Consider the following 21,116-nt stretch of genomic DNA (forward strand, 5'->3'; position numbering starts at 1 on the left):
GCAACGTAGCGGGTTGGTTACCGCTTTGCCTGGTCAACCCGAGCTTGTTCAGTTGCCTTTGCAAGCTCCGGCCTTTTTAGGCCGGGGTAGTTGACGCGTCAGAACTTGTGCCGGACGCCGGCCATGACGCCCGGCCGTGTGCTGTTGCCAAGCTGTGTTCAGTAAGCGATCCTGGCTACGGCGCGCAACTCCTCGGCGGTGGCCGTGCCAAAGCCGAAGAATTCGAGATAAGCGGGAATCATCTCGAACAACATGTCCGTGCCTACCTGGACCTGGCAGCCGCGCTCCAGCGCCGCGCGCAGCAGCGGCGTGTACTCCGTCTTCATCACGACCTCGCCCACCCACGCTTGCGGGTCGATGCGGCTGACATCGAAGGGCAGGGGGTCGGCCTCGTTCATGCCCAGCGGCGTGGCGTTGACCACCAGTTCATAGCCGGCGGGATCGTTCGAGCCCGTGCTTACCTGCAATTGCGGGTAGTGCGCCTGCAGCCGCGTGGCCAGTGCCTGCGCCGAGGCGTCGCGCGCATCGAACAGGCCTAGCCGCGCCACGCCGGCGCCGGCCAGCGACGCGGCGATGGCCGAGCCGACGCCTCCGCAGCCGGACACCAGCACGCTGGCGCCCTCCAGTTGGCAGCCTTTGCGCTGGATGCCGCGCACGAAGCCCGCGCCATCGAACTGATCGCCGAGCAAGGTGCCGTCATCGCGCAGCAGTACCGCGTTGCAGGCGCCGGCGATGCGGGCCGTCGGGGTGAGCGCGTCCACCAGCTCCATGGTGGAGACCTTGTGCGGCATGGTGATGAGTGCGCCGCGCAGGTTGGTCAGCCGGAACAGCGCGCGGAAGCCATCGGCGAAGTGCTCGGCTTTCAGGCCCATGGGCACCACCACGGCATTGATGCCGCGCTGCGCGAACCAGGGGTTGTAGATCATCGGGGCCTTGAAGGACTCGGTGGGGTAGCCGATGTGGGCGATGAGGGTGGTCTTGCCGTCGATCATGATGGGGTCTGGGGTCCGTGTTGCCGTCTATCCCGCCAGGCGGAAGCGATATGGGTAGCGCAAGCTTAGGGGGTGAAGTGAAGCGAACCAAGAGATTCAAGTTGCACTACGCGCGATAGGCGCACGTATATGCGCGCTTATGGCGCGAAACTCGGGTTTGCCCCGGTGGATGGGGCCCCTTAGCCGGGGCGTTATCGAATGCAGGGGTTTACCCTTGATTCGTGCGTTCATCGTGCGCTCGCGCACGAATAGCGCGGCTGGCCGGGGTGCTGCCATTGTTGGCGGCCGGGGCGCCGGCTACGCTTCGGCTGCCGCCGTGCCCACCCCGGCACGGCGGCGCGAGGGATACGGCGCCCGGGCTAGAGCGAAGCCAAGGCCCTTGCTATGATGGCTAACACCCGCAGCCACCACGGACCACATTAAAAGGAGCAGACATGAGCCGACCGGCAGACGTTTTTTCGCCGCGCGCCGACGATTTCCAGCCTTGGGAGAACCCGCTGGGCATCATGGGTTATGAGTTCGTCGAATTTGCGTCCCCCGATCCCGTGGCGCTTGGGCGCACCTTCGAGCGTTTTGGCTTTCATGCCATTGCCCAGCACCGGCACAAGAACGTGAAGCTGTTCCGCCAGGGCGAGATGAATTTCATCGTCGACGCGGAGCCTGATTCCTTCGCCACCCGCTATGCCTCCGAATATGGTCTCTCGATCTGCGCGGTCGGCATTCGCGTGAGCGATGCCGCAACGGCGTTCGCGCGCGCGGTCGATGCCGGTGCGTGGCCGTTCGAGGCCGGCACGGTCGGCCCCATGGAGCTGAACATCCCGGCCATCCAGGGCATCGGCCGCTCCATCATCTACTTTATCGACCGCTGGCGCGGCAAGGAGGGGCGGCCCGGCGACGTGGGCGACATCTCCATCTACGACGTCGATTTCCGCGCGCTGGCGCCTGCCGCCACTGACACTGCCGCGCCCACCGCCGGCGCCGGCCTGGCCCGCGTGGACCATGTGACGCAGGCGGTCGATCCCGGGCATCTGGAAGAGTGGCTGGATTTTTATCGCAAGGTGCTGGGCTTTCGCGAGATCCATGAGGTCAATGCCGGCTGGCATGTCGCGAGCGATTCCCGCGTGCTGCTCTCGCCCTGCGGCCTGATCCGCATCCCGATCTACGAGAAAGGCACGCAGCGCCACGACCAGATGGAGCACTACCTGTCAGGGCATCACGGCGAGGGCATCCAGCACATTGCGCTGGCGACCGACGACCTGGTGGCCAGCGCCGCCGCGCTGGCGCGCAACGGGGTGCGCTTCGTCGAGCCGCCCGTGGCCTACTATGATACCGTGGACGCGCGCGTGCCGGGACATGGGCTGGATCTCGCGGCCTTGCGGCGCTATGGCATCCTGGTGGACGGTGCGCTGCGCGACGACGGCACGCGCGAGACCTTCCTGCAAGCCTTTGCCCGCCGCGAGGCCGGTGAGTTCTTCTTCGAAATCGTCCAGCGCGACAATTACCATGGCTTCGGCGAGGGCAATCTGCCCGCGCTGGCGGCGGCCATGGCCTCTGGCGCTACGCCGATAGCGCCGGCTTGATGGCCTGGCTGGTCTCGTTTGCCCTGTTTGCCCTGAAGGCAGCCGGCCCGCCTTGACGGCGCGGACCGGCTCGCGGATAGTGCGGTGCGCGCTTTTCGCCGCGTGGCGATGTCGCCTTGCTTCATTCCCGCCTTCCCATTCCTGGCCGTGCAGCCGCGGCCTTTGCGTCCGCCGTCAACATGACTCTCCGCTCCCTTCGCGCCGTCCCTCCGGATTCCCGACGTATTGCCCGGCTGATGCTGGCGCCGGCCCTGGCGCTTTGTCTCGGTTTGCCCGCCTGCTCGCGGCATGACGCCCCGCCCGCGGCGGCTGGCGCTTCGTCCGCGCAGGCCTCCGCCGCGGTTGCGCAGGCCGACAGCCTCAAGCGCGAGGCCTTGATCCTGCTGGCTTTTCCCGCCTGGCGCGACGACGACAAAGGCCGCGTGGTGCATGCCGCCTTGCCCGACCTGGACTACAAGGGCAAGGGCGAGGCGCCGCTGGTGGAGGACACCATCGATGTCAAGCCGATCCAGGTGATCCGGCTGGATGACACCCATGCCGTGATGCTGACCGAGGGCGTGGTGGTGGATGAAGGTGGCACGCGCAACGACAGCCACGCGGCGGGCGCCTGGCTGGGCGCGTACTTTTTCACGCGCAATGCCAGCGCCAATGGCGAAGGCGCCGGCGGCTGGCAGCTAAGCCGGCGCGTCGACGGGGTTGACTATACCGGCGTGGAAGGCGCGCTCGGCCAGTCGTCGGTCGCAAGGATATCGGCCACGGACTTTGCGCTCACCCTGACCTGGGGCAGCTGCTGGCAAGGCTATTGCGGCAGCTGGGCGTCGGTCTATCGCCTGGAACCGGGGCAGATCTCCACCCTGCTGGGCGGCGTGGCCATGAGCGCGGAGAATTCCGGCGCGCTCGAGCCATGCAACGAGGCGCTGTCAGGCAAGTCTGATGTGCTCGCGGAACGCGGCACGGATAGCCAGGACGCCGGCGAGCAGGTCTGCTATGCGGTAGAAGGCAAACCGGCATTTGCCCTTGGCGCGGACACCCCGGGCGACCTGACCGTGACCTTCCAGGGCCAGGAGGTCAAATTACCGGGAGGCGCGGGCAAGCCGCGGCGCAAATCGCTCGACGCGGTGGTGCGCTATCGCTTCCAGGACGGCAAGTACCTGGTGAGCCAGGGCGCGAACCCGGTACCTTCGTTCTAGTCACACTTCCTCCACTCCCTGCACTTCCAGGGCCGCTGCTGCATCGGGTTGGCTCCGGAGTGCCTGTCCAACGCACGAGAGAAAGAGAGAGACGCGCACCCATGACCGACATCCACCACGCCGCTGCCCAGGGCTTCTCCAGCCAGGCCGATACCTACGCCCGCGGGCGCCCCGACTATCCGAGCGCGCTTGGCGCCTGGCTGACGACGGAGCTCGGCCTGCGGCCCGGCAAGACCGTGCTGGACCTGGGCGCCGGCACCGGCAAGTTCAGCCACCTGTTGCTGGCCACCGGCGCCAGCGTGATCGCGGTCGAGCCCGTGGCGGCGATGCGGGCCCAGCTAAGCGCCGCCTTGCCTGCCGTGCAAGCACTGGAGGGCACGGCCGAGGCCATCCCGCTGCCCGACGCCAGCGTCGATGCGGTGGCCTGCGCGCAGGCGTTCCACTGGTTTGCCAACGCCGCGGCCATGGCCGAGATCGGCCGTGTGCTGCGCCCGGGCGGCAAGCTCGGCCTGGTGTGGAACGTGCGCGACGAATCGGTCGACTGGGTGGCGCAGCTGACCGCCATCATGACCCCGTTCGAGGGCGACGCGCCGCGCTTCTACAAGGGCGACTGGAAGCAGGTCTTTCCGGCCAGCGGGTTCGGCGAGCTGGGCCTGGCCAGCCTGCCTTACGAGCACGTAGGCCCCGCGCAGCAGGTGATCGTGGACCGGGTGATGTCGGTAAGCTTCATTGCCTCGCTGCCGGCCGCGGAGCAGGATGCGGTGCGCGCCCGGCTGCTTGCGGTGATCGACGCAATCCCGGCGCTGGCCGGCAAGGCCAGCGTGGCGTTTCCCTACCGGACCGAGGCGTATAGCTGCCAGCGGCTGGCGTAACAGGAATGCAGCGGCGGCACGCTACGGCGCTGCCGCGGCCGGCCCCGGCGCGTTCGCGCTGTAGTCGGCCGGGGCGTCCGAGGGGCGGGGCGTGTCGCCCGCGTGCTCGATCCAGCCGCCACCGAGGAACTGGTAGAGATCGACCAGGTTGATCAGCCGTTGCAGCCGGGCGCTGATCAGCAGCAACTGCGCGCTGTAGAGGTCGTTCTGCGCGGTCAGCACGCTCAGGTAGCTGTCCACCCCGTTGCGAAAGCGCAGGTCCGACAGCACCAGCCGCCGCTCTTGCGAGCTGGTGAAGCGTTCGAGCGCCTTGATCTGGTTGTCATAGGTCCCGCGCGCCGCCAGGCCATCCGACACTTCGCGAAAGGCCGTCTGGATGGCTTTCTCGTAGGTCGCGATTTCGATGCGCTTCTGTACCTGAGCCAGGTCCAGCGCGGCGACACTGGCGCCGCCCTGGAAGATCGGCAGCGTGATCTGCGGCGCGAACGACCAGGCGCCGGAGCCCGGCTTGAACAAGCCGCCCAGCGTTGGCGACAGCGTGCCCGCGCTGCCGGTCAGCGTCACGCGCGGGAAAAACGCTGCGCGCGCCGCGCCGATATTGGCGTTGGCCGCCCGCAGCGCTTGCTCCGCGGCAAGGATGTCCGGGCGCCGTGTCAGCAGGTCGGACGGCAGGCCCGCCGGGATATCGACCAGCAGGGACTGGGTGTTGAGCGGCAGGCCTGGCGGCAGGTCGTCCGGCAGCGGCTCGCCTACCAGCAGCACCAGCGCGTTCTCCGCTTGCGCGCGCAAGCGGCTTTCCGTTTCCAGGTTGGCGCGCGCCTGCTCGACCACGCCTTCGGCCTGGCGCAGGGCCAGCTCCGAGCCCGTGCCGACTTCAAACTGCAGGCTGGTGATGCGGAACGACTCCTCGGCCGTGACCAGCGTGCCGCGCGTGACGGCCAGCGCGTCGTCGTAGCTGAGCATGGTGAGGTACTGGTTCGCCACCGACGACAGCAAGGCCAGCTCTGCCGCCTTGCGACTCTCCGACAGCGACAGGAACTGCGCGAGCGCCTGGTCCTTCAGGCTGCGGATGCGGCCGAAGAAGTCGATTTCCCACGACGCGCTGAGGCCGACCGAATATTCGTTGGAGATGGTCCTGCCGGCGAATGACAGGTTCTCCGGCGTGCGCGAGCGGCTCTGCGAGGCCACCGCGTTGACCGAGGGCAACAGGCCCGCGCGGGTGATCTGGTACTGCGCGCGCGCCGCCTCCATGTTCAGTACCGACACGCGCAGGTCGCGGTTGTTCTTGAGCGCGAGCGCCAGCAGGCGCTGCAGGCGCGCATCGGCAAAGAAGTCCCGCCAGCCGATCTCCGGTGCCGGCGCGCTGGCCGCGGCGCTGGCGGCCTCCGGCTGCGTGTCGTAGACGCCGCCGGCCGGGAAGGTAGGGGCAACGGGGGCGGCGGGGCGCTCGTAGCGCGGCTGGAGCGTGCAGCCAGCGGCCAGGATGGCGGCGGTGGCGATCAATGCGAGTCTGGGCATCTCAATGTCCTTGACCAGGCGTGCCGGCGCTGCCATCGCTGCCATCGTCATGGCCGCCGCCCGCATGGCCGGACGGGGCGGGCACGGGTGGCGACCCGGGCTTGTTCTTGGTCTTGCTGAACTTGCCGATCACGACGAAGAACATCGGGATCATGAAGATCGCGAGGAAGGTGGCGGTCAGCATCCCGCCGATCACCCCGGTGCCGATCGCATGCTGGCTGCCGGAGCCGGCGCCGTTGCTCAGCGCCAGGGGCAGCACGCCAAGGATGAAGGCGAGCGACGTCATCAGGATCGGGCGCAAGCGCAGGCGTGCCGCCTCCACCGCCGCATCGATGGTGCTCATGCCCTGGTCGCGCAGGTCACGGGCGAACTCCACGATCAGGATGGCGTTCTTTGCCGACAGCCCCACCGTGGTCAGCAGGCCGACCTGGAAGAAGACGTCGTTTTCCAGCCCGCGCAGGGTGGCGGCCAGCAGTGCGCCCAGGATGCCCAGCGGCACCACCATGATCACCGAGAACGGGATCGACCAGCTTTCATACAGCGCGGCCAGGCAAAGGAACACGACCAGGATGGAGATGCCGTAGAGCAGCGGCGCCTGCGAGCCGGACTGGCGCTCCTGGTACGACAAGCCGGTCCATTCGTAGCCGATGCCGTCGGGCAGCTTCGCCGCGATGGCTTCCATGGCGTTCATCGCCTGGCCGGTCGATTTGCCGGCCGCGGCCGCGCCCTGGATCTCGACCGCCGGGATGCCGTTGAAGCGCTCCAGCTTGGGGGAGCCATAGATCCAGTTCCCCGAACCGAAGGCGCCGAACGGCACCATGGTGCCGGACGCATTGCGCACGTACCAGGTGTTCAGGTCCTCGGGGTTCATGCGGAACCTCGGTTCGCCTTGCACGTAGACCTTCTTGATCCGGTTGTCGGTGTCGAGGAAGTTGTTGACGTATAGCGACGCCCAGGCGGTGGAGAAGGTCTGGTCGATGTCGGCGGCGGTCACGCTCAGCGCATTGGCTTTTTCGCGGTCGATATCGACCTTGAACTGCGGCGTGTCGTTCAGGCCGTTCGGGCGCACCTGCGCCAGCAGCGGGTCTTTGGCCGCGATGCCGAGCATCATGTTGCGCGCCTGCATCAGCTTGTCGTGGCCCACGCCGGCGCGATCCTGCAGCTCGAAGTCAAAGCCCGCGGCCGTGCCGAGTTCGGGAATGGAAGGGGGATTCAACGGGAACACGTTGGCGTCCGTGTATCCCGCGAAGTGCTTGAAAATCCGCCCGACCAAAGCGGGTGCCTTCAGGTTCGTGGACTCCCGCTTGGAGAAGTCCTTCAGCCGCACGAACACCAGGCCCGAGTTCTGGCCGCGGCCGGCAAAGCTGAAGCCGTTGACCGTCAGCACGGCTTCCACCGATTCCTTCTCGCTGTTGAGCAGGTACTCCTGCACATCCAGCAGCACCTTGGCGGTACGCTCCTGCGTGGAACCCACGGGCGCCTGCACCAGCACGAACATGGTGCCCTGGTCCTCTTCGGGCAGGAAGGCTTTCGGCAGCCGCACGAACAGGAAGCCCACCACCAGGATCACCATCAGGTAGATGGCCAGCCAGCGGCCCGAGCGCCGGATCACGTGCTCCACGCCGCCGTGGTACTTCTGCTGGCTCTTGGCGAAGGTGCGGTTGAACCAGCCGAAGAAGCCGGTCTTTTCGTCGTGGTGGCCTTTCGGGATCGGCTCGAGCATGCTCGCGCACAGCGCCGGCGTCAGGATCAGGGCCACCAATACGGACAGCACCATGGCGGCAACGATGGTCAGCGAGAACTGTCGGTAGATCGCCCCCACCGAGCCGCCGGAGAATGCCACCGGCACGAACACCGCCGACAGCACCAGCGCCACGCCCACCAGCGCGCCGGTGATCTGCTCCATGGCCTTGCGCGTGGCGTCGCGCGGCGACAAGCCTTCCTCGGCCATGACCCGCTCGACGTTTTCCACCACCACGATCGCATCGTCCACCAGCAGGCCGATGGCCAGCACCATGCCGAACATCGATAGCGTGTTGATCGAGAATCCAACCACCGACATCACCGCGAACGTGCCCAGCAGCACCACGGGCACCGCGATGGTCGGGATCAACGTGGCGCGCAGGTTCTGCAGGAACAGGTACATCACCAGGAACACCAGCACGATGCCCTCGATCAGCGTCTTGACCACTTCCTCGATCGACAGCGTGATGAACGGCGTGATGTCGTACGGATACTCCACCACCACGCCTTGCGGCGCGTAGCGCTGCAGGTCGGCCATCCTGGCGCGCACCGCCTTGGCCGTGGCCAGCGCGTTGGCGCCGGTGGCGAGCTGGATGCCGAAGGCCGCGGTCGGCTGGCCGTTGTACTTGGTGTCGAAGTTGTAGTTCTCGCCGCCCAGCTCGATGCGCGCCACATCCCTCAGGCGCACCTGCGAGCCGTCGGTATTCACCTTGAGCAGGATATTGCCGAACTGCGCGGGGGTTTGCAGCAACGTGGCCTCGGTGATGGTAGCTTGCAGCATCTGGCCCGGCACCGACGGCGTGCCGCCCAGGCTGCCGCCGGCAACCTGCACGTTCTGCGCGGCCACCGCGGTCCTGATGTCGATCGGGGTCAGGCTGTAGTTGTTCAGCTTGGTCGCATCGAGCCAGATCCGCATGGCGTACTGCGTGCCGAACAGCGTCACCGTGCCGACGCCGTCGATCCGGCTGACCGGGTCCAGCACCTTCGACGCGACGTAGTTCGCCAGGTCGTAGCGGCCCATGCTGCCGTCCTTGGACACAAAGGCAAGGATCAGCAAAAAGCTGCTGCTCGATTTGGTGACCTTGGTGCCCAGTTGCTGCACGGCCTGCGGCAGCAACGGGGTGGCCAGCTGCAGCTTGTTTTGCACCTGGACCTGCGCGATGTCCGGGTTGGTGCCGGCCGCGAAGGTCAGCGTGATGGTGGCGGTGCCGGAGTCGTCGCTGGTCGACGACAGGTACAGCAGGTGGTCCAGGCCGCTCATCTGTTGCTCGATCACCTGCGTGACGGTGTCTTCGACGGTCTTGGCCGAAGCGCCGGGATAGGTGGCGCTGATCTGCACGGCCGGTGGGGCAATCGTGGGGTACTGGGCAATGGGCAGCGTGGTGGTCGCGGCGAAGCCGGTCAGCATCAGGATGATCGCGATTACCCACGCAAAAATCGGCCGGTCGATAAAGAACTTTGCCATGAAGCTGGCTCCCGGTTATTGGGCGGGCGATGCTGCCGAGGCGGCGGAAGGCGCCGATGCCGCTGGCGCGCTGGCGGCAGGCATGGCCTGCGCGCCGGAGGCCGGCGGCGCCGGTACCTGGGCTTCGACCGGCTTGACCGTCATGCCGGGCTTGGCTTTTTCCACGCCGTTGACGATCACGCGATCGCCGGGCTGCAGGCCGCTGTCCACCACCCAGCCGCTGCCATAGGTGCCGGTGGTGACGATCTGGCGTTGCGTCACCTTGTTGTCCTGGCTGACGACAAGCACCACCGCCTGCCCTTTCGCGTCATGCGTGACGCCGATCTGGGGCACGACGATGGCCTTGTCGTTGACACCCTGGTCGATGCGCGCGCGCACGAACATCCCGGGCAGCAGCACGCGTTCCTTGTTCGGGAAGATCGCGCGCACCGTAACGGATCCCGTGCTCTGGTCCACGCTCACGTCGGTGAACTGGAGCTTGCCGGGCTGCGGATAGGCGCGCCCGTCCTCCAGCAGCAACGTGACCTTGGCGGCATTGGCGCCGGCGGTCTGCAGGCGGCCCTCCTGGATCTGGCGGCGCAGCCGCAGCCCCTCGACGCTCGATTGCGTCAGGTTGACGTAGACCGGGTCCAGTTGCTGCACCGTGGTCAGCAGCGTGGCCTGGCTGGCCTGCACGTAGGCACCCGGCGTGACCTGCGACAAGCCGCTGCGCCCGGTGATGGGGGACACGACATCGGTGTAGCCCAGGTTGATCTGTGCGGTTTCCACGCCGGCCTTGCCCGAGGCTACGTCGGCGACGGCCTGGCCCAGCGCCGCCACGGCGTTGTCGTAGTCCTGCCTGCTCACGGCGTTGGCCGCCACCAGGACCTTGTAGCGCTGGACCAGTGCGTTCTGCGTGCCCACGTTGGCTTGTGCCTTCGCCAGCGCGGCCTTGGCATTGTTGAGCGCCGCAATGTAGGGCGTGGGGTCGATCTTGTAGAGGCGCTGGCCCAGCTTGACTTCGTCGCCCTCGGTGAACTCGCGGCGCAGCACGATGCCGTCCACCCGCGCGCGCACCTGCGCCACCAGGAACGCGCTGGTGCGGCCCGGCAGTTCGGATATGACAGGTACGGTGGCCGGCTTGACGGTGACGACGCCGACCTCCAGTGTCGGCGGCGGCGGCGCGGCGGGCTTCTGTCCGCATGCACCAAGAATTACGGCAACCGTCGCGGCACTGATATGGCGAAAGGGAACCCGCTCGATGCGCATGAAGGGACCTCGGAATCGGTGGAAGTGGACTGGAAGCACCAACACGCGCATGCGCTGGCTGCCTGGCATGGGCAGGCAGGGCCGCTACATGGCACGGTGATCGAAGCAGCGCGGCGGCATTGGTGGTGCCGGCTGGCGCTTGGCAGGTGAGCAACTGCCGGCCCGGCCTTGCATGCCGGTTGGCGGTTGTCGTGGATCCGGTTACGAATGGGAGCCGGGATCGGGGCGCCAGCGATGGCCCGGAGTCTCGCGCGGCGTGTGGGAGACGCCGCGAAAGCTTGAATGCCTGACCTTGCCATGCCGCGTGGCGGGACGAGGGCGAAGAGGGTGGAGGAAGGTGATTTCCGCAAACTGGATGCGAGCCCGTATCAGTGCACTCATGCCAACCATTGCGCGATCACTCCGTCGCGTCGATGTGCACTGTGGCTTTTCCAGCACCGCCACAGCCGGCGAAAGGGTGCATCAGACCACTCTAGATCACTTGCATGACAAAGCAAGGAGCGTCTCGAAGTATCGCGTGCCGCACGGGCCTGGCCCGGATGTCGGCCACGCGGCGCGAGCACGGCCGCTAGCGGGAATACCTCCGCGTTGCGGAATAAAACCGGGGCGCCACGCGTTTACTCGGGTGGGCCAGGCTGAGTGGCGGCATTGCCCGATGCCGCTGCCATGCAGCCCGCCCACCAGGAGACCAACATGAAAGCGCTCCGTCTGGTTTCTGCCCTGCTGCTGGCCTTGATGGCGGTGGCAGCCTGTTCCTCCGATGGCGGTGGCGACGGGTCCGGCCGCTCCTCGGCCTCGCGCGATGGCAACCGCGGCACAATTGGCACCGGCGGCATGGGGGGAGGGGGATATTGATCCCCGCCCGGATGCTTGCGGATGCGCGCACCATGCCCTGTCAGCAGTGAGCTTTGGCGACGACATCGCGGTCTGGCTTCCGCAGCTGCGGCGCTATGCGCGCGCGCTCACCGGCGACGCGGCGTGGGCCGATGACCTGGTGCAGGACACCGCGGAGCGCGCGATTGCCCAGGGCAAGCGACTGCCTGCAGGCAGCCAGGCCCGGGCCTGGATGCTGACCGTGCTGCGCCACCTCTTTATCGATCAGTTGCGCCGGCGCCGCGAAGTGGCGGTGGACGCGGCCGATCCGCTATGGCAGCGGCACGCGGCCCCCGCCAGCGAAGTCGACGGGCTGATGCTGCGCGATGTGCAGCGTGCGCTGTACCGCCTGCCGCTCGAGCAGCGCGAGGTGCTGCTGCTGATCGTGCTGGAAGGCCTGCGCTACCAGGAAGCCGCCGCGGTCTTGCACGTGCCGCTGGGCACGGTGATGTCGCGCCTGTCCCGCGCCCGCGAGCATCTGCGCGCACTGCTGGCCGATGGCGCGGGCGGCTCTGGCGGGACCAGCGGGACTAGCGGGACCGATGGCACGGGTAGCGCTGGCGAGCGGCACGTGCCGCTAAGGGTGGTGAGGAACACGCCATGAACGATGACCGCGGTCCCGGCCCCACCGCTGACCCGAACGCCGGCGAACCCGCTCCCGACCTGGTGCGCCTGTGCGCACTGGTGGACGGCGAATTGCCCGAGGCCGAGGGGGCGGCCTTGCGCGCAGCGCTCGCGCATGACGCGCGGGCGGCGGAGCTGGCGGAACACTATGGCCAGCAGAACGCCGCGCTCAAGGCCTTGTTCCCGTTGCCGGCAGACCTGCGCTACGTGCTGGTCCGGGCGAGCATGCCGTGGTGGCGCCGTGCGCTTGCCGCCACGGGCTGGGTGGTAGCCGGCCTGGCCCTTGCCCTCGGCGTGGCATGGCTTCCCGGCGCCAGCGCGGACCCCAAGGCGTTTGCTCGCCGTGCCGACGCCGCCTATGTGGTGTTCGCGCCCGAAGAGCGCCATCCGGTCGAGGTGGCCGCTGCCGACCAGGCGCACCTGCGCGCCTGGTTGTCGCGCCGGCTCGCGCGTACGCTCACCATCCCCTCGCTGGACGAATACGGCTTCACGCTGCTGGGCGGGCGCCTGCTGGTGGGCGAGGCAGGCCCGGCCGCCCAGTTGATGTACCAGGACCCGGCCGGCGAGCGGCTCACGCTCTACATCACGCCGGCCGCACCCGCCCTGGCCACGCTTGGCGTGCTGCGCCAGGCGGATCGCCGCACCTTTTACTGGGTCAGCGGCGGGGCCGGCTATGCGCTCTCCGGCCAACTGCCCGAAGCGCGGCTGCGCACCATCGCCGGCGATGTCTGCGCTAGCCTGGGCGGCGATCCGCAGGCCTGGCAAAAGCATGGGAACGCGCAATGACGAAGGCATGCAGATGGAATAAACGGGGAGGCTGATCCGTTTACCCAACGCGGGAACGCGCGCCGCGCAAGCGCGCCAGCGGGTCCGGCAGGCAAACCGATGTGCCGCGGGACGCGGCTCGGGCAATGGCCCGGCACGTCGCAACGTCGGGCATTCGATTCCGGGATGACATCATGAGCAAGGCTCTGGGTGCCGTGGCCGCATTACTTGCCGGCCTTGGCCTGAGCGCGCCCGCGGCGGCACAGGAGGTGGCCGCTGACGCATGGAATGGCTATTCGTCGCCTTGCCAGCAGATGGCGGGGCAGGTGGAGATCGACGGCTACCTGCAACAGGTCGTGGGGCTGGCCTGCCTGCAGCCGGATGGCTCCTGGCAGATGGTGGATAGTTCGGGCGGCGCGGTGGTGTATTCGCAGCCGGCTTACTACTATGACCCTTGGTACTGGGCGCCGGTTGGCGTCGGGTTTGGCGCGAGCTTTATCTTTGTCGACCGCTTTCACCACAGGCACAACATGCACCGCGTGTTCCTGCCGCGCCCGGGCGGGGGCTTCCATGGCGGCTTCCATGGGGGTTCGCGCGGGTCCTTTGTCGGCGCGCCGCGCGGCGGCTTCCACGGCGGGTTCCATGGTGGCGGTGGCCATCATCACTGACGGGGGAGGGCGCCCAATGTGAATGCACCACAGGCGCTGCCACCGGATTGCTCGGCCGCGCGCTTCGCGCAGGCCCTGCGCAGCTTCGCCGCGGTGCTTGGCGACGACGCGGTATTGTCCGCGCCATCCGGCCTGGCCGCCTACCTCGATCCCTACTCGCCACTGCCCGATGACGATCCGGACGCCTTCGCGCCCGCCGCCGTGCTGCTGCCGGGCAGCGTGACGCAGGTGCAGGCGGTGCTGCGCCTGGCTAGCGCCGCTGGCCTGCCGCTCTGGCCGGTGTCGATCGGCCGCAACCTGGCCTATGGCGGCCCCGCGCCGCGCCTGCGCGGCACGCTGGTGCTGGACCTGCGGCGCATGAACCGCATCCTCGAAGTCAACCCGACGCTGGCCTATGCGCTGGTGGAACCGGGCGTAAGCTATTTCGACCTCCATGCCTATTTGCACCGGGAGGGCATCGCGCTGTGGGTCGATCCGCCGGCGGTGGGCTGGGGCAGCGTGGTCGGCAATACGCTGGAGCGCGGGATCGGCGTCACGCCCTATGGCGACCATGCCGCCATGCAGTGCGGCATGGAAGTGGTGCTGGCCAGCGGCGACATCGTGCGCACCGGCATGGGGGCGCTGGCCGGCGGCTCGGCCTGGCAATTGCACCGCGACGGCTACGGCCCCGGCCTCGACGGGCTGTTCATGCAATCCAATTTTGGCATCGTCACCAAAATGGGCATCTGGCTGATGCCCGCCCCGGAGACGGTCCTGCTGTGCCAGGCCAGCTTCGCCCGCGAAGCCGACCTGGAAGCCGTGGTGGAAACGCTGCGCCCGCTGCGGCTGGCCGACGTCCTGCACGGCCCGGCCGTGATCGAGAGCGCGGTGCGCTGGGCGGCCAGCGTGTCGGCGCGCCGCGACTGGCATGACGGCGCCGGCCCCATGCCGGTGGCGGCGCTGGACCACATGATCCGCGCGCTGGATATCGGCTGGTGGAACCTGCGTTTCGGGCTGTACGGGCCCCCCGCGCTGGTGCAGGCGCGCTGGCGCATCGCGCGCAAGGCATTCGGCGCCATCGACGGCGCGCGCCTGACAGCCTGGCCATACAGCGCCGCCAGCGTTGCCAGCCCACCGCCCGGCGGCGGGGCGGTGGGCCTGCTTGGCGTGCCCAGCCTGGCGGCCATGCGCATGCTCTCGTGGTGCGGCGGCGACGGCGCGCACCTGGATGTGTCGCCCCTGTGCCCGGCCACCGGGACCCACGCCATGCGGCAATACCAGCTCGTGCGCGAGCGCGCCGCAGCCTATGGCTTTGACTACTACGGCGGCTTTACCGCCGCGCCGCGCTGCCTGCACCACATCTTTGCCGCCATCTTCGATCGGGCCGACCCGGTGCAGCGCAGCCAGGCGCGTGCGCTTGCGCATCGCCTGGTGGACGAACTGGGCGCCGCCGGCTATGGCCTGTATCGCGCCCATCTGGACCTCATGGACAGGGTCGCCGCGCAGCAGGATTTCAACGGGCATGCCATGCAGGCGCTGGTGCAGCGGCTCAAGGATGCGCTCGATCCGGCGGGCATGCTGGCGCCAGGCAAGCAGGGCATCTGGCCCGCCGGGCATCCCTCCGCACCCGCTTGCGGTACCGATTGACAAGGCTGGTACCGTTCTATACCGTGGAACTTTGTGCGGATATGCCGCTGGCTTTCCTGGGCCGATGATGCCGGCCTCGTTCCGCGCCGCGCCGCCGCCGCTCAGCTGTCCCCCCTTTCCTCACCTTTCCCGACCTTTTTCCTTCATGCCACGTAAAGCCGCCCAGCTCTCCGAAGCCGACAAGCATGCCGCCGAAGGCGGCGCAGTAGCCGTGGACCGGGCCTTGTTCGTGCTTTCCGCGTTCCGCCTGGGCGACACCACGCTGAGCCTGGTGGAGCTGGCCCAGCGCACCGGGCTCTACAAAAGCACGCTGCTGCGACTGCTGGCATCGCTGGAGCATGCCCGGCTGATCCTGCGCCATACCGATGGCCGCTACGGGCTGGGCCCGGAAGTGGCGCGGCTGAACTCGGTGTATTCGGCTTCGTTCTCGCTGGAGCTGATCGTCATGCCGGTGCTGCGCCAGCTGGTGCAGGCCACGCGCGAAAGCGCGGCTTACCACGTCGAGCAGGGCGAACACCGCCTGTGCCTGTACCGCGTCGACTCGCCCCAGCCGGTGCGCGACCATGCCAAGGCGGGCGAGCTGCTGCCGCGCAATCGCGGCGCCGGTGGCCGCGTGTTGCGTGCATTCAGCGGGGCGCGGGGGGAGATCTACCAGAAGATCCGGGAAGAGGGCGTCGCGGCGATGGTTGGGGATCGTCTCGCCGAGATTGCCGGCGTATCGTCGCCGGTGTTTGGCCCGGACGGTGAGCTCAAGGGCGCGCTGACCCTGACCTGCCCGACGCCGCGCTTCGACGAGGCCTTCCGTGCGCACGTCCTGCGGGCGGCCCGCGACCTGACCCTGGCGCTGGGGGGCACCTTCCCGTTTCCGGCCTGACCTGCCCCAGAGCGGTTCAAGAATAGGCTCCGGGCGCGGCGCTTGTTCCGTGATCCGAGGCCGGCGGACCGTCTGCCGGGAGCGACAGCCAGGACGATGCCCGGCTTGTCGGGGGTGCCCTGTCGGCGTCCGTGGCGATATCATGCGCCTTTGCGAAGTGGACCACGCAACCGGGCCTGCCTCTGAAGCCTCCCGTCAACGTCACCGGCAACACGGTATCTTCAAAGGAATTCCGTGCAGTTAGACCAGCAAACGATTGTCGTCGTCATGGTGGTGGTGTACGCCAGCACGCTGGCCATTTCGGTAGGCCTGCTCGGTGCCTTGCGGCCCAGCGCGGCCGGGCGCCTGTGGGCGCTCGGGCATCTGCTGGTGTCGGCGGCCGGGCTGGTGCTGGCGGCCAACGCTTCGGCCAGGCAGGTCTACGTCAGCGCGGGCGGGGCGGCTGCCTTTATCGCCGGCAGGCTGCTGATCTACCGCGGCGTGCGGGTGTACTTCGGCATGGCGCCGTGGGATCGCACGCTCGCGGTGGGTGTGACGGCGGCCGGGCTGGCGCTGGTTGGCGCCGCCGGCATGGCTGGCGGCCAGGCGCGCATGCATGTGATCGGCTACGGCAGCCTGGTCCTGGTGGCCGTGTTGACAGTCGTCACCTTGCTGCATGCCTACGATGGCCGGCGCAGCGTGGGCACGCCCCTGGTGGTGATTGCCAGTCTCGTTCACCTTGCGACGCACTTGGCCGGCTTTGCCGCCGGGCTGGCGGGCAACGTGGCCTCGGGGCCCTTCTATGCCAGCGGCGCCAACGGGATCTTGCTGCTGGCGCCCCTGGTGGCCACCTTGCTGGGCTTGTTCGGGTTTACGGTCATGGCCATGGAACAGGTCATCGCCACCAATGAGAACGGCGCCAGGCTCGATGCGCTGACGCGCCTGCTCAACCGGGGCGCGCTCGACAAGGCGGCCACCAGCCTGGTGGCGGCCTGGGAGCGCCACGGCCAGCCTTTGTCCTGCCTGGTGATCGATATCGACTATTTCAAGCAGGTCAACGACCGGCATGGCCACCATGCCGGCGACACCGTGCTCAAGCTGATCGCCGAAGCCATCGACAACTCGCGGCGTGCCTCCGATGTGGCTGGCCGCTACGGCGGCGAGGAATTCTGCATCCTCTGCCCGCATACCGACGAAGGCCAGGCCACCGCGCTGGCCAACCGGATCCTGAAAAAGGTGCGCGGCATTGCGCTGCCCGGCGACTCGGCGGCGTTCGCCAGCGTCAGCATCGGCGTGGCCGAGCTGCGGGGCGGGGCGGCGGGGGTGGAAGGGCTGTGGCGCGCCTTGTTCGCGGCGGCCGACCGGGCGCTCTATGCGGCCAAGGAGTTTGGCCGGGACCGCTATGCGCTGGCGTCCTGGATGGCGCCATCCACGCGCCCGGTGCCCGGCGACGTGGGCGACTCCGCCCACGTGCCGAGCCGTTAGGGCCGGTCAGGCTTGTTCCCGTTGCCGGGTCAGTGCTGCGCCGTCGGCACGTCCCGGGGCGGGTGGCCGTCGTAAGTCCAGATGTACTGGCGCGGGATCGGGCCCTTGTTGCGGCCGCCCTGCTGCGTCTGCTCCCAGGCGTGCGCCAGGATGCCAACCGAGCGCGACAGGCAGAACAGCCCGCGCGCCAGCGGCGCCGGGAAGCCCAGCTCCGCATAGATCACGGCCGTGGCGCCGTCGATGTTCATGGGAATCGGCTTGCTGCGGCCCGCGCCCAGTTCGGCTTCCACCGCGCGCGCAATGGCGGCGAAGCGGCCCGAGACCACACCATCCGCCGCGGCCTGGTCCACCAGCGCCAGCAGGCGCGGGGCGCGCGGGTCCAGCGGATGGAAGCGATGGCCAAATCCGGAGACGAACTTGCCGTGGTGGTCGCGGTAATCCGCCAGGGCGGCCTTGACTGCCGCATCCTGGCTCTCGCCGCCGTCGATACGGCGCGCCACATCCTGGTACAGCTCCACCGCCTGCTCGCCGGCGCCACCGTGCACATCGCCCAGCACGTTGACGGCCGAAGCCATCGCATTGTTCAGGCCCACGCCGCAGGTGGCGGCCATGCGGGCGATGGCGATGCTGGGTGCTTGCGGGCCATGGTCCACCGCCGACATCAGCGCGGCGTCCAGCAGCTCGCCTTGTCCGCGCGCCGGCAGGTCGCCGCGCAGCATCAGCCAGATCATCTGCGCGAACGACACCTGGCCGATCAGCTGCTCGATGGGATAGCCGCGGTAGCGGATCTCGCCGGGCTGCATGTCGATGATCTCGGTGCGCCACCAATCCTGGGACAGCCGCTGGCCTTCGTTGATGTCGTTGATGTCGGTGTTTGCCTTGGTGGGGTCGCTCATACCGCACGCTCCTTTTGCAGGGTTTCGATGTCCGCCTCGCCATAGCCGAGCTGGGCGAGGATCTCACGGGTGTGCTGGCCGAGCTCCGGCGGCGGGGTGTCGACCGACGGGGCTTCGCCATTGAGCTTGAAGCCCGTGCGCACCAGCCGGATGTCGCGGCCTACGCCGGGCACGTCGGCAAACTCGCCGATCATGCCGCGCCCGCTCACCTGCGGGTGGTCCAGCGTTTGCGGCACGCTGTAGACCGGGCCGGCCGGCACGCCCGCCTCGTTGAACAGTTTCCACCACGCATCCGCGGACTTCTTCGCCAGCTCCGTCTCCAGCTCGCGCGTCAGCTCGGCCCGGTTGGCCAGCCGCGCCTGGCGCTGGGCGAAGCGCGCATCGGTGGCGAGCTCCGGGCGGCCCACCACGCGGCAGACGGCCTCGAACTGCTCCTGCTTGTTGGCGGCGATATTGATCAGGCCCTCGCCGGTGTGGAAGGCGCCCGACGGGCTGGCCGTCATGTTCTCGTTGCCCATCGGCGCCGGGGTCTTGCCGGCGATCAGGTAGTTGGACACCACCCAGCCCATGGTGGCAAGGGTGGCTTCCAGCATCGACACGTCGATGAAGTAACCCTCGGTGCGCCGGTGATCGGCCAGCGCGGCGGCCACGGCAAAGGCCGCGGTGATGCCGCCGATGGTGTCGGAGACCGGGTAGCCCACGCGGTAAGGTGCGGTCTGCGGGTCGCCGGTGATGCTCATCACCCCGGACATGCCCTGGATGATCTGGTCGTACGCCGGCAGGTCCGACAACGGGCCGTCCTGCCCGAAGCCGGAAATGGCGCAATAGATCAGCTTGGGATGAATCTGCTTGAGCGCATCGAAGCCCAGCCCCAGGCGGTCCATCACGCCGGGGCGGAAGTTCTCCACCAGCACGTCGGCGCTCTGCACCAACTTGCGGAACACTTCCTTGCCGCTCGCGTGCTTGAGGTTGATGGTGATGGAGCGTTTCCCGGGGTTCTGCGCCAGGAAGGACACGCCCATCAGCCGGCTGTTGAGTTCGGTGTCGGCGCCCAGCTGGCGGGCGAGGTCGCCGGTGCCGGGCGTTTCCACCTTGATCACCTCGGCGCCCATATGGGCCAGCTGGTGGCAGCAGAAGGGCCCGGCCAGCACGTTGGTGAGGTCGAGGACGCGGATATGGCGTAGCGGTTTTTGCATGGCGAGGCTTTGAGGTGTCGGTGCCGCGGCGCGCCGCAGTGGCGAAGCTGGCCGCGGCGGGCCGCGAAGGCGTTACTCTACCTTGGCGCCGGACTGGCGCACGAGGGCGCCCCAGCGGGTGTTTTCAGCCTTGATGAACGCGGCCAGGTCTTGCGGGGAGCCGCCACGCGGCTCGCTGCCTTCCTCGCGCATCTTGGCGATGGTATCGGGCTGGGCGATGGCCTTGTTGATTTCCTCGTTGACGCGCTTGACCACCTCCGGCGGCGTGCCGGCCGGCGCCACCAGCGCCTTCCAGTCTTCCGCCTGGAAGCCGGCATAGCCACCTTCGATCACGGTCGGCACGTCAGCCAGCAGCGGCAGGCGCTTGGCCGAGGTCACGCCGAGTGCGCGCAGCTTGCCGGCCTTGATCATCGGCAGCGCGATCGGCGGCGTGGCGAAGTAGAAGTCCGTCTGGCCGCCCAGCAGGTCGGTCAGCGCCGGCGAGGCGCCCTTGTACGGCACATGCAGCATCTTGATGCCCGTGCGCCGCGCGAACATCTCGCCCGTCAGGTGGCCCACGGTCCCCGTGCCGGCCGACGCCATCGAGAGCTGCTTGCCCTTGCCGGCGGCAACCAGGTCGGCCAGGTTCTTGTACGGCGCATCCTTGCGCACGATCAGCACCAGCGGCTGCGCGGAAACCAGCGCCACCGGGGTGAAGTCCTTGACCGCGTCGTAAGGCATCTTGGGGTACAGCGTGGGATTGATCGCCAGGTTGGCGGTCTGGCCCATGCCGAGCGTGTAGCCATCCGGGCGGGCTTTGGCCACCGCGTCCATGCCGATATTGCCGCCCGCGCCGGCGCGGTTTTCCACCACCACGTTCCAGTGGGTGGTCATGCCCACCTTGTTGAACACCAGGCGTGCCATGACGTCGGTGCCGCCGGCCGGGGGGAAGGGCACCACCAGGCGCACCGGCTGGCTCGGATAGGTGTCCGCGGCAGCAGGGATGGCGCCTGCGGCGAGCAGGGCTCGGATGGGGGAGCGTTTCATTGTGTCTCCGAATTGGGATGGTGCTGGGCACCGCCGGATGGCTTTTTGTGTTCTGTACAATAGAACTACAGTCTTACTTAGGGAATTTATGCGAGAGGATAGGAGGGGGAGGGGGGGATGTCAAGGGTTTGGGGTTTTGGGGGATTTTTTGGGGCGGCGTTGGCTTTTGCACCCAAGTGCCATACGACATCCCCCTGCGGGGGCTGCCGGTCACTCTTCTTTGCGCGGCAAAGAAGACTAACGAGAAGAAAGCCGCCCTGCCGGGGGCAGAGCAATAAGGCTGTTTGGGCCTCGGTGGTTGCGTCGTACGGCCCCGAGTGTTGGCTAGCGTGTCCTACCGGCCTGGAGGTCATTGTAACTGCATGACCTATGGGTTACGTGGTGGGGCCCCTGACCTCGTGTGCGGTGCGCGTTCGGCCATCTGCCGTTCGCGGCGCGAGGGGCTGCGCCGTTTCGGGTGTGGCTGGTTTCGTGGTTTTGTCTCGGAGGGCAAGCG

17 protein-coding genes are annotated in these 21,116 nt (G+C 68.1%); 10 read left to right on the plus strand and 7 right to left on the minus strand.

Annotated features, from left to right (window positions below):
- Window positions 1-158 precede the first annotated feature (158 nt).
- Entirely contained in the window at window positions 159-992 is an 834-nt protein-coding gene (locus ACYP5B_RS08440; protein WP_318237615.1) for a shikimate dehydrogenase family protein, read from the minus strand.
- Window positions 993-1,426: 434 nt separating this feature from the next.
- Here ACYP5B_RS08440 and ACYP5B_RS08445 point away from each other — a divergent pair, with 434 nt between their 5' ends.
- The 3 genes from ACYP5B_RS08445 (at window position 1,427) to ACYP5B_RS08455 (ending at window position 4,634) form a co-directional block, all read left to right on the plus strand.
- Window positions 1,427-2,572: a 4-hydroxyphenylpyruvate dioxygenase family protein gene (locus tag ACYP5B_RS08445; protein WP_459569279.1), complete on the plus strand. Its 1,146-nt coding sequence runs from the start codon at window positions 1,427-1,429 to the stop codon at window positions 2,570-2,572.
- A gap of 179 nt (window positions 2,573-2,751) precedes the next feature.
- Window positions 2,752-3,762 (plus strand): hypothetical protein, encoded by a 1,011-nt coding sequence (locus tag ACYP5B_RS08450; protein WP_400091794.1) that lies wholly within the window; start codon window positions 2,752-2,754, stop codon window positions 3,760-3,762.
- 101 nt (window positions 3,763-3,863) lie between these two features.
- Window positions 3,864-4,634: a class I SAM-dependent methyltransferase gene (locus ACYP5B_RS08455; protein WP_459569280.1), complete on the plus strand. Its 771-nt coding sequence runs from the start codon at window positions 3,864-3,866 to the stop codon at window positions 4,632-4,634.
- 21 nt (window positions 4,635-4,655) lie between these two features.
- Here ACYP5B_RS08455 and ACYP5B_RS08460 read toward each other — a convergent pair whose 3' ends face one another.
- Genes ACYP5B_RS08460 through ACYP5B_RS08470 form a run of 3 tightly spaced genes read right to left on the minus strand, consistent with a single transcriptional unit; the run spans window position 4,656 to window position 10,608 of the window.
- Window positions 4,656-6,152 (minus strand): efflux transporter outer membrane subunit, encoded by a 1,497-nt coding sequence (locus ACYP5B_RS08460; protein ID WP_459569281.1) that lies wholly within the window; start codon window positions 6,150-6,152, stop codon window positions 4,656-4,658.
- Between the two features lies 1 nt (window position 6,153).
- Window positions 6,154-9,360 (minus strand): efflux RND transporter permease subunit, encoded by a 3,207-nt coding sequence (locus ACYP5B_RS08465; RefSeq protein WP_459569282.1) that lies wholly within the window; start codon window positions 9,358-9,360, stop codon window positions 6,154-6,156.
- A gap of 15 nt (window positions 9,361-9,375) precedes the next feature.
- Window positions 9,376-10,608, minus strand: coding sequence for an efflux RND transporter periplasmic adaptor subunit (locus ACYP5B_RS08470; RefSeq protein WP_459569284.1), 1,233 nt, complete (start codon window positions 10,606-10,608; stop codon window positions 9,376-9,378).
- Window positions 10,609-11,301: 693 nt separating this feature from the next.
- Here ACYP5B_RS08470 and ACYP5B_RS08475 point away from each other — a divergent pair.
- The 7 genes from ACYP5B_RS08475 to ACYP5B_RS08505 all read left to right on the plus strand — a co-directional run bounded on the left by ACYP5B_RS08475 (window position 11,302) and on the right by ACYP5B_RS08505 (window position 17,502).
- Window positions 11,302-11,463: a hypothetical protein gene (locus tag ACYP5B_RS08475; RefSeq protein WP_318237608.1), complete on the plus strand. Its 162-nt coding sequence runs from the start codon at window positions 11,302-11,304 to the stop codon at window positions 11,461-11,463.
- 46 nt (window positions 11,464-11,509) lie between these two features.
- On the plus strand, window positions 11,510-12,085 hold the full coding sequence (locus tag ACYP5B_RS08480) for a sigma-70 family RNA polymerase sigma factor (protein WP_400091803.1): 576 nt from the start codon (window positions 11,510-11,512) through the stop codon (window positions 12,083-12,085).
- Window positions 12,082-12,891 carry an anti-sigma factor family protein gene (locus tag ACYP5B_RS08485; protein ID WP_459569285.1) on the plus strand — a complete coding sequence of 270 codons (810 nt, stop codon included), beginning with the start codon at window positions 12,082-12,084 and terminating at the stop codon, window positions 12,889-12,891. Before ACYP5B_RS08480 ends, ACYP5B_RS08485 begins: the two co-directional genes overlap by 4 nt.
- Before the next feature lie 173 nt (window positions 12,892-13,064).
- Window positions 13,065-13,538 (plus strand): hypothetical protein, encoded by a 474-nt coding sequence (locus ACYP5B_RS08490; protein WP_318237605.1) that lies wholly within the window; start codon window positions 13,065-13,067, stop codon window positions 13,536-13,538.
- 18 nt (window positions 13,539-13,556) lie between these two features.
- Entirely contained in the window at window positions 13,557-15,164 is a 1,608-nt protein-coding gene (locus ACYP5B_RS08495; protein ID WP_459569286.1) for an FAD-binding oxidoreductase, read from the plus strand.
- 145 nt (window positions 15,165-15,309) lie between these two features.
- Window positions 15,310-16,038 (plus strand): IclR family transcriptional regulator, encoded by a 729-nt coding sequence (locus tag ACYP5B_RS08500; protein WP_318237603.1) that lies wholly within the window; start codon window positions 15,310-15,312, stop codon window positions 16,036-16,038.
- A gap of 234 nt (window positions 16,039-16,272) precedes the next feature.
- Window positions 16,273-17,502: a GGDEF domain-containing protein gene (locus tag ACYP5B_RS08505; protein ID WP_459569287.1), complete on the plus strand. Its 1,230-nt coding sequence runs from the start codon at window positions 16,273-16,275 to the stop codon at window positions 17,500-17,502.
- Between the two features lie 29 nt (window positions 17,503-17,531).
- On the opposite strand, the gene ACYP5B_RS08510 is transcribed toward ACYP5B_RS08505, so the two are convergent.
- The 3 genes from ACYP5B_RS08510 to ACYP5B_RS08520 all read right to left on the minus strand — a co-directional run bounded on the left by ACYP5B_RS08510 (window position 17,532) and on the right by ACYP5B_RS08520 (window position 20,620).
- Window positions 17,532-18,398, minus strand: a complete 867-nt coding sequence (locus tag ACYP5B_RS08510) for a citryl-CoA lyase (protein ID WP_459569288.1) — start codon at window positions 18,396-18,398, stop codon at window positions 17,532-17,534.
- Window positions 18,395-19,594, minus strand: coding sequence for a CaiB/BaiF CoA transferase family protein (locus ACYP5B_RS08515; protein WP_400091812.1), 1,200 nt, complete (start codon window positions 19,592-19,594; stop codon window positions 18,395-18,397). Before ACYP5B_RS08515 ends, ACYP5B_RS08510 begins: the two co-directional genes overlap by 4 nt.
- A 72-nt stretch (window positions 19,595-19,666) precedes the next feature.
- The gene (locus tag ACYP5B_RS08520; RefSeq protein ID WP_459569289.1) at window positions 19,667-20,620 is read right to left on the minus strand and encodes a Bug family tripartite tricarboxylate transporter substrate binding protein; all 954 of its coding nucleotides are present in this window, start codon (window positions 20,618-20,620) and stop codon (window positions 19,667-19,669) included.
- Window positions 20,621-21,116 lie beyond the last annotated feature (496 nt).

This window comes from Cupriavidus sp. 8B, from assembly GCF_054589115.1.

Excerpts from the sequence above, each read along its gene's own strand:
- ACYP5B_RS08450 (WP_400091794.1), top strand. The coding sequence starts at position 2,752 with ATGACTCTCCGCTCCCTTCGCGCCGTCCCTCCGGATTCCCGACGTATT.
- ACYP5B_RS08475 (WP_318237608.1), top strand. The coding sequence starts at position 11,302 with ATGAAAGCGCTCCGTCTGGTTTCTGCCCTGCTGCTGGCCTTGATGGCG.
- ACYP5B_RS08455 (WP_459569280.1), top strand. The coding sequence starts at position 3,864 with ATGACCGACATCCACCACGCCGCTGCCCAGGGCTTCTCCAGCCAGGCC.
- ACYP5B_RS08485 (WP_459569285.1), top strand. The coding sequence starts at position 12,082 with ATGAACGATGACCGCGGTCCCGGCCCCACCGCTGACCCGAACGCCGGC.
- ACYP5B_RS08470 (WP_459569284.1), bottom strand. The coding sequence starts at position 10,608 with ATGCGCATCGAGCGGGTTCCCTTTCGCCATATCAGTGCCGCGACGGTT.
- ACYP5B_RS08465 (WP_459569282.1), bottom strand. The coding sequence starts at position 9,360 with ATGGCAAAGTTCTTTATCGACCGGCCGATTTTTGCGTGGGTAATCGCG.
- ACYP5B_RS08460 (WP_459569281.1), bottom strand. The coding sequence starts at position 6,152 with ATGCCCAGACTCGCATTGATCGCCACCGCCGCCATCCTGGCCGCTGGC.
- ACYP5B_RS08510 (WP_459569288.1), bottom strand. The coding sequence starts at position 18,398 with ATGAGCGACCCCACCAAGGCAAACACCGACATCAACGACATCAACGAA.
- ACYP5B_RS08440 (WP_318237615.1), bottom strand. The coding sequence starts at position 992 with ATGATCGACGGCAAGACCACCCTCATCGCCCACATCGGCTACCCCACC.
- ACYP5B_RS08490 (WP_318237605.1), top strand. The coding sequence starts at position 13,065 with ATGAGCAAGGCTCTGGGTGCCGTGGCCGCATTACTTGCCGGCCTTGGC.
- ACYP5B_RS08500 (WP_318237603.1), top strand. The coding sequence starts at position 15,310 with ATGCCACGTAAAGCCGCCCAGCTCTCCGAAGCCGACAAGCATGCCGCC.
- ACYP5B_RS08515 (WP_400091812.1), bottom strand. The coding sequence starts at position 19,594 with ATGCAAAAACCGCTACGCCATATCCGCGTCCTCGACCTCACCAACGTG.
- ACYP5B_RS08520 (WP_459569289.1), bottom strand. The coding sequence starts at position 20,620 with ATGAAACGCTCCCCCATCCGAGCCCTGCTCGCCGCAGGCGCCATCCCT.
- ACYP5B_RS08445 (WP_459569279.1), top strand. The coding sequence starts at position 1,427 with ATGAGCCGACCGGCAGACGTTTTTTCGCCGCGCGCCGACGATTTCCAG.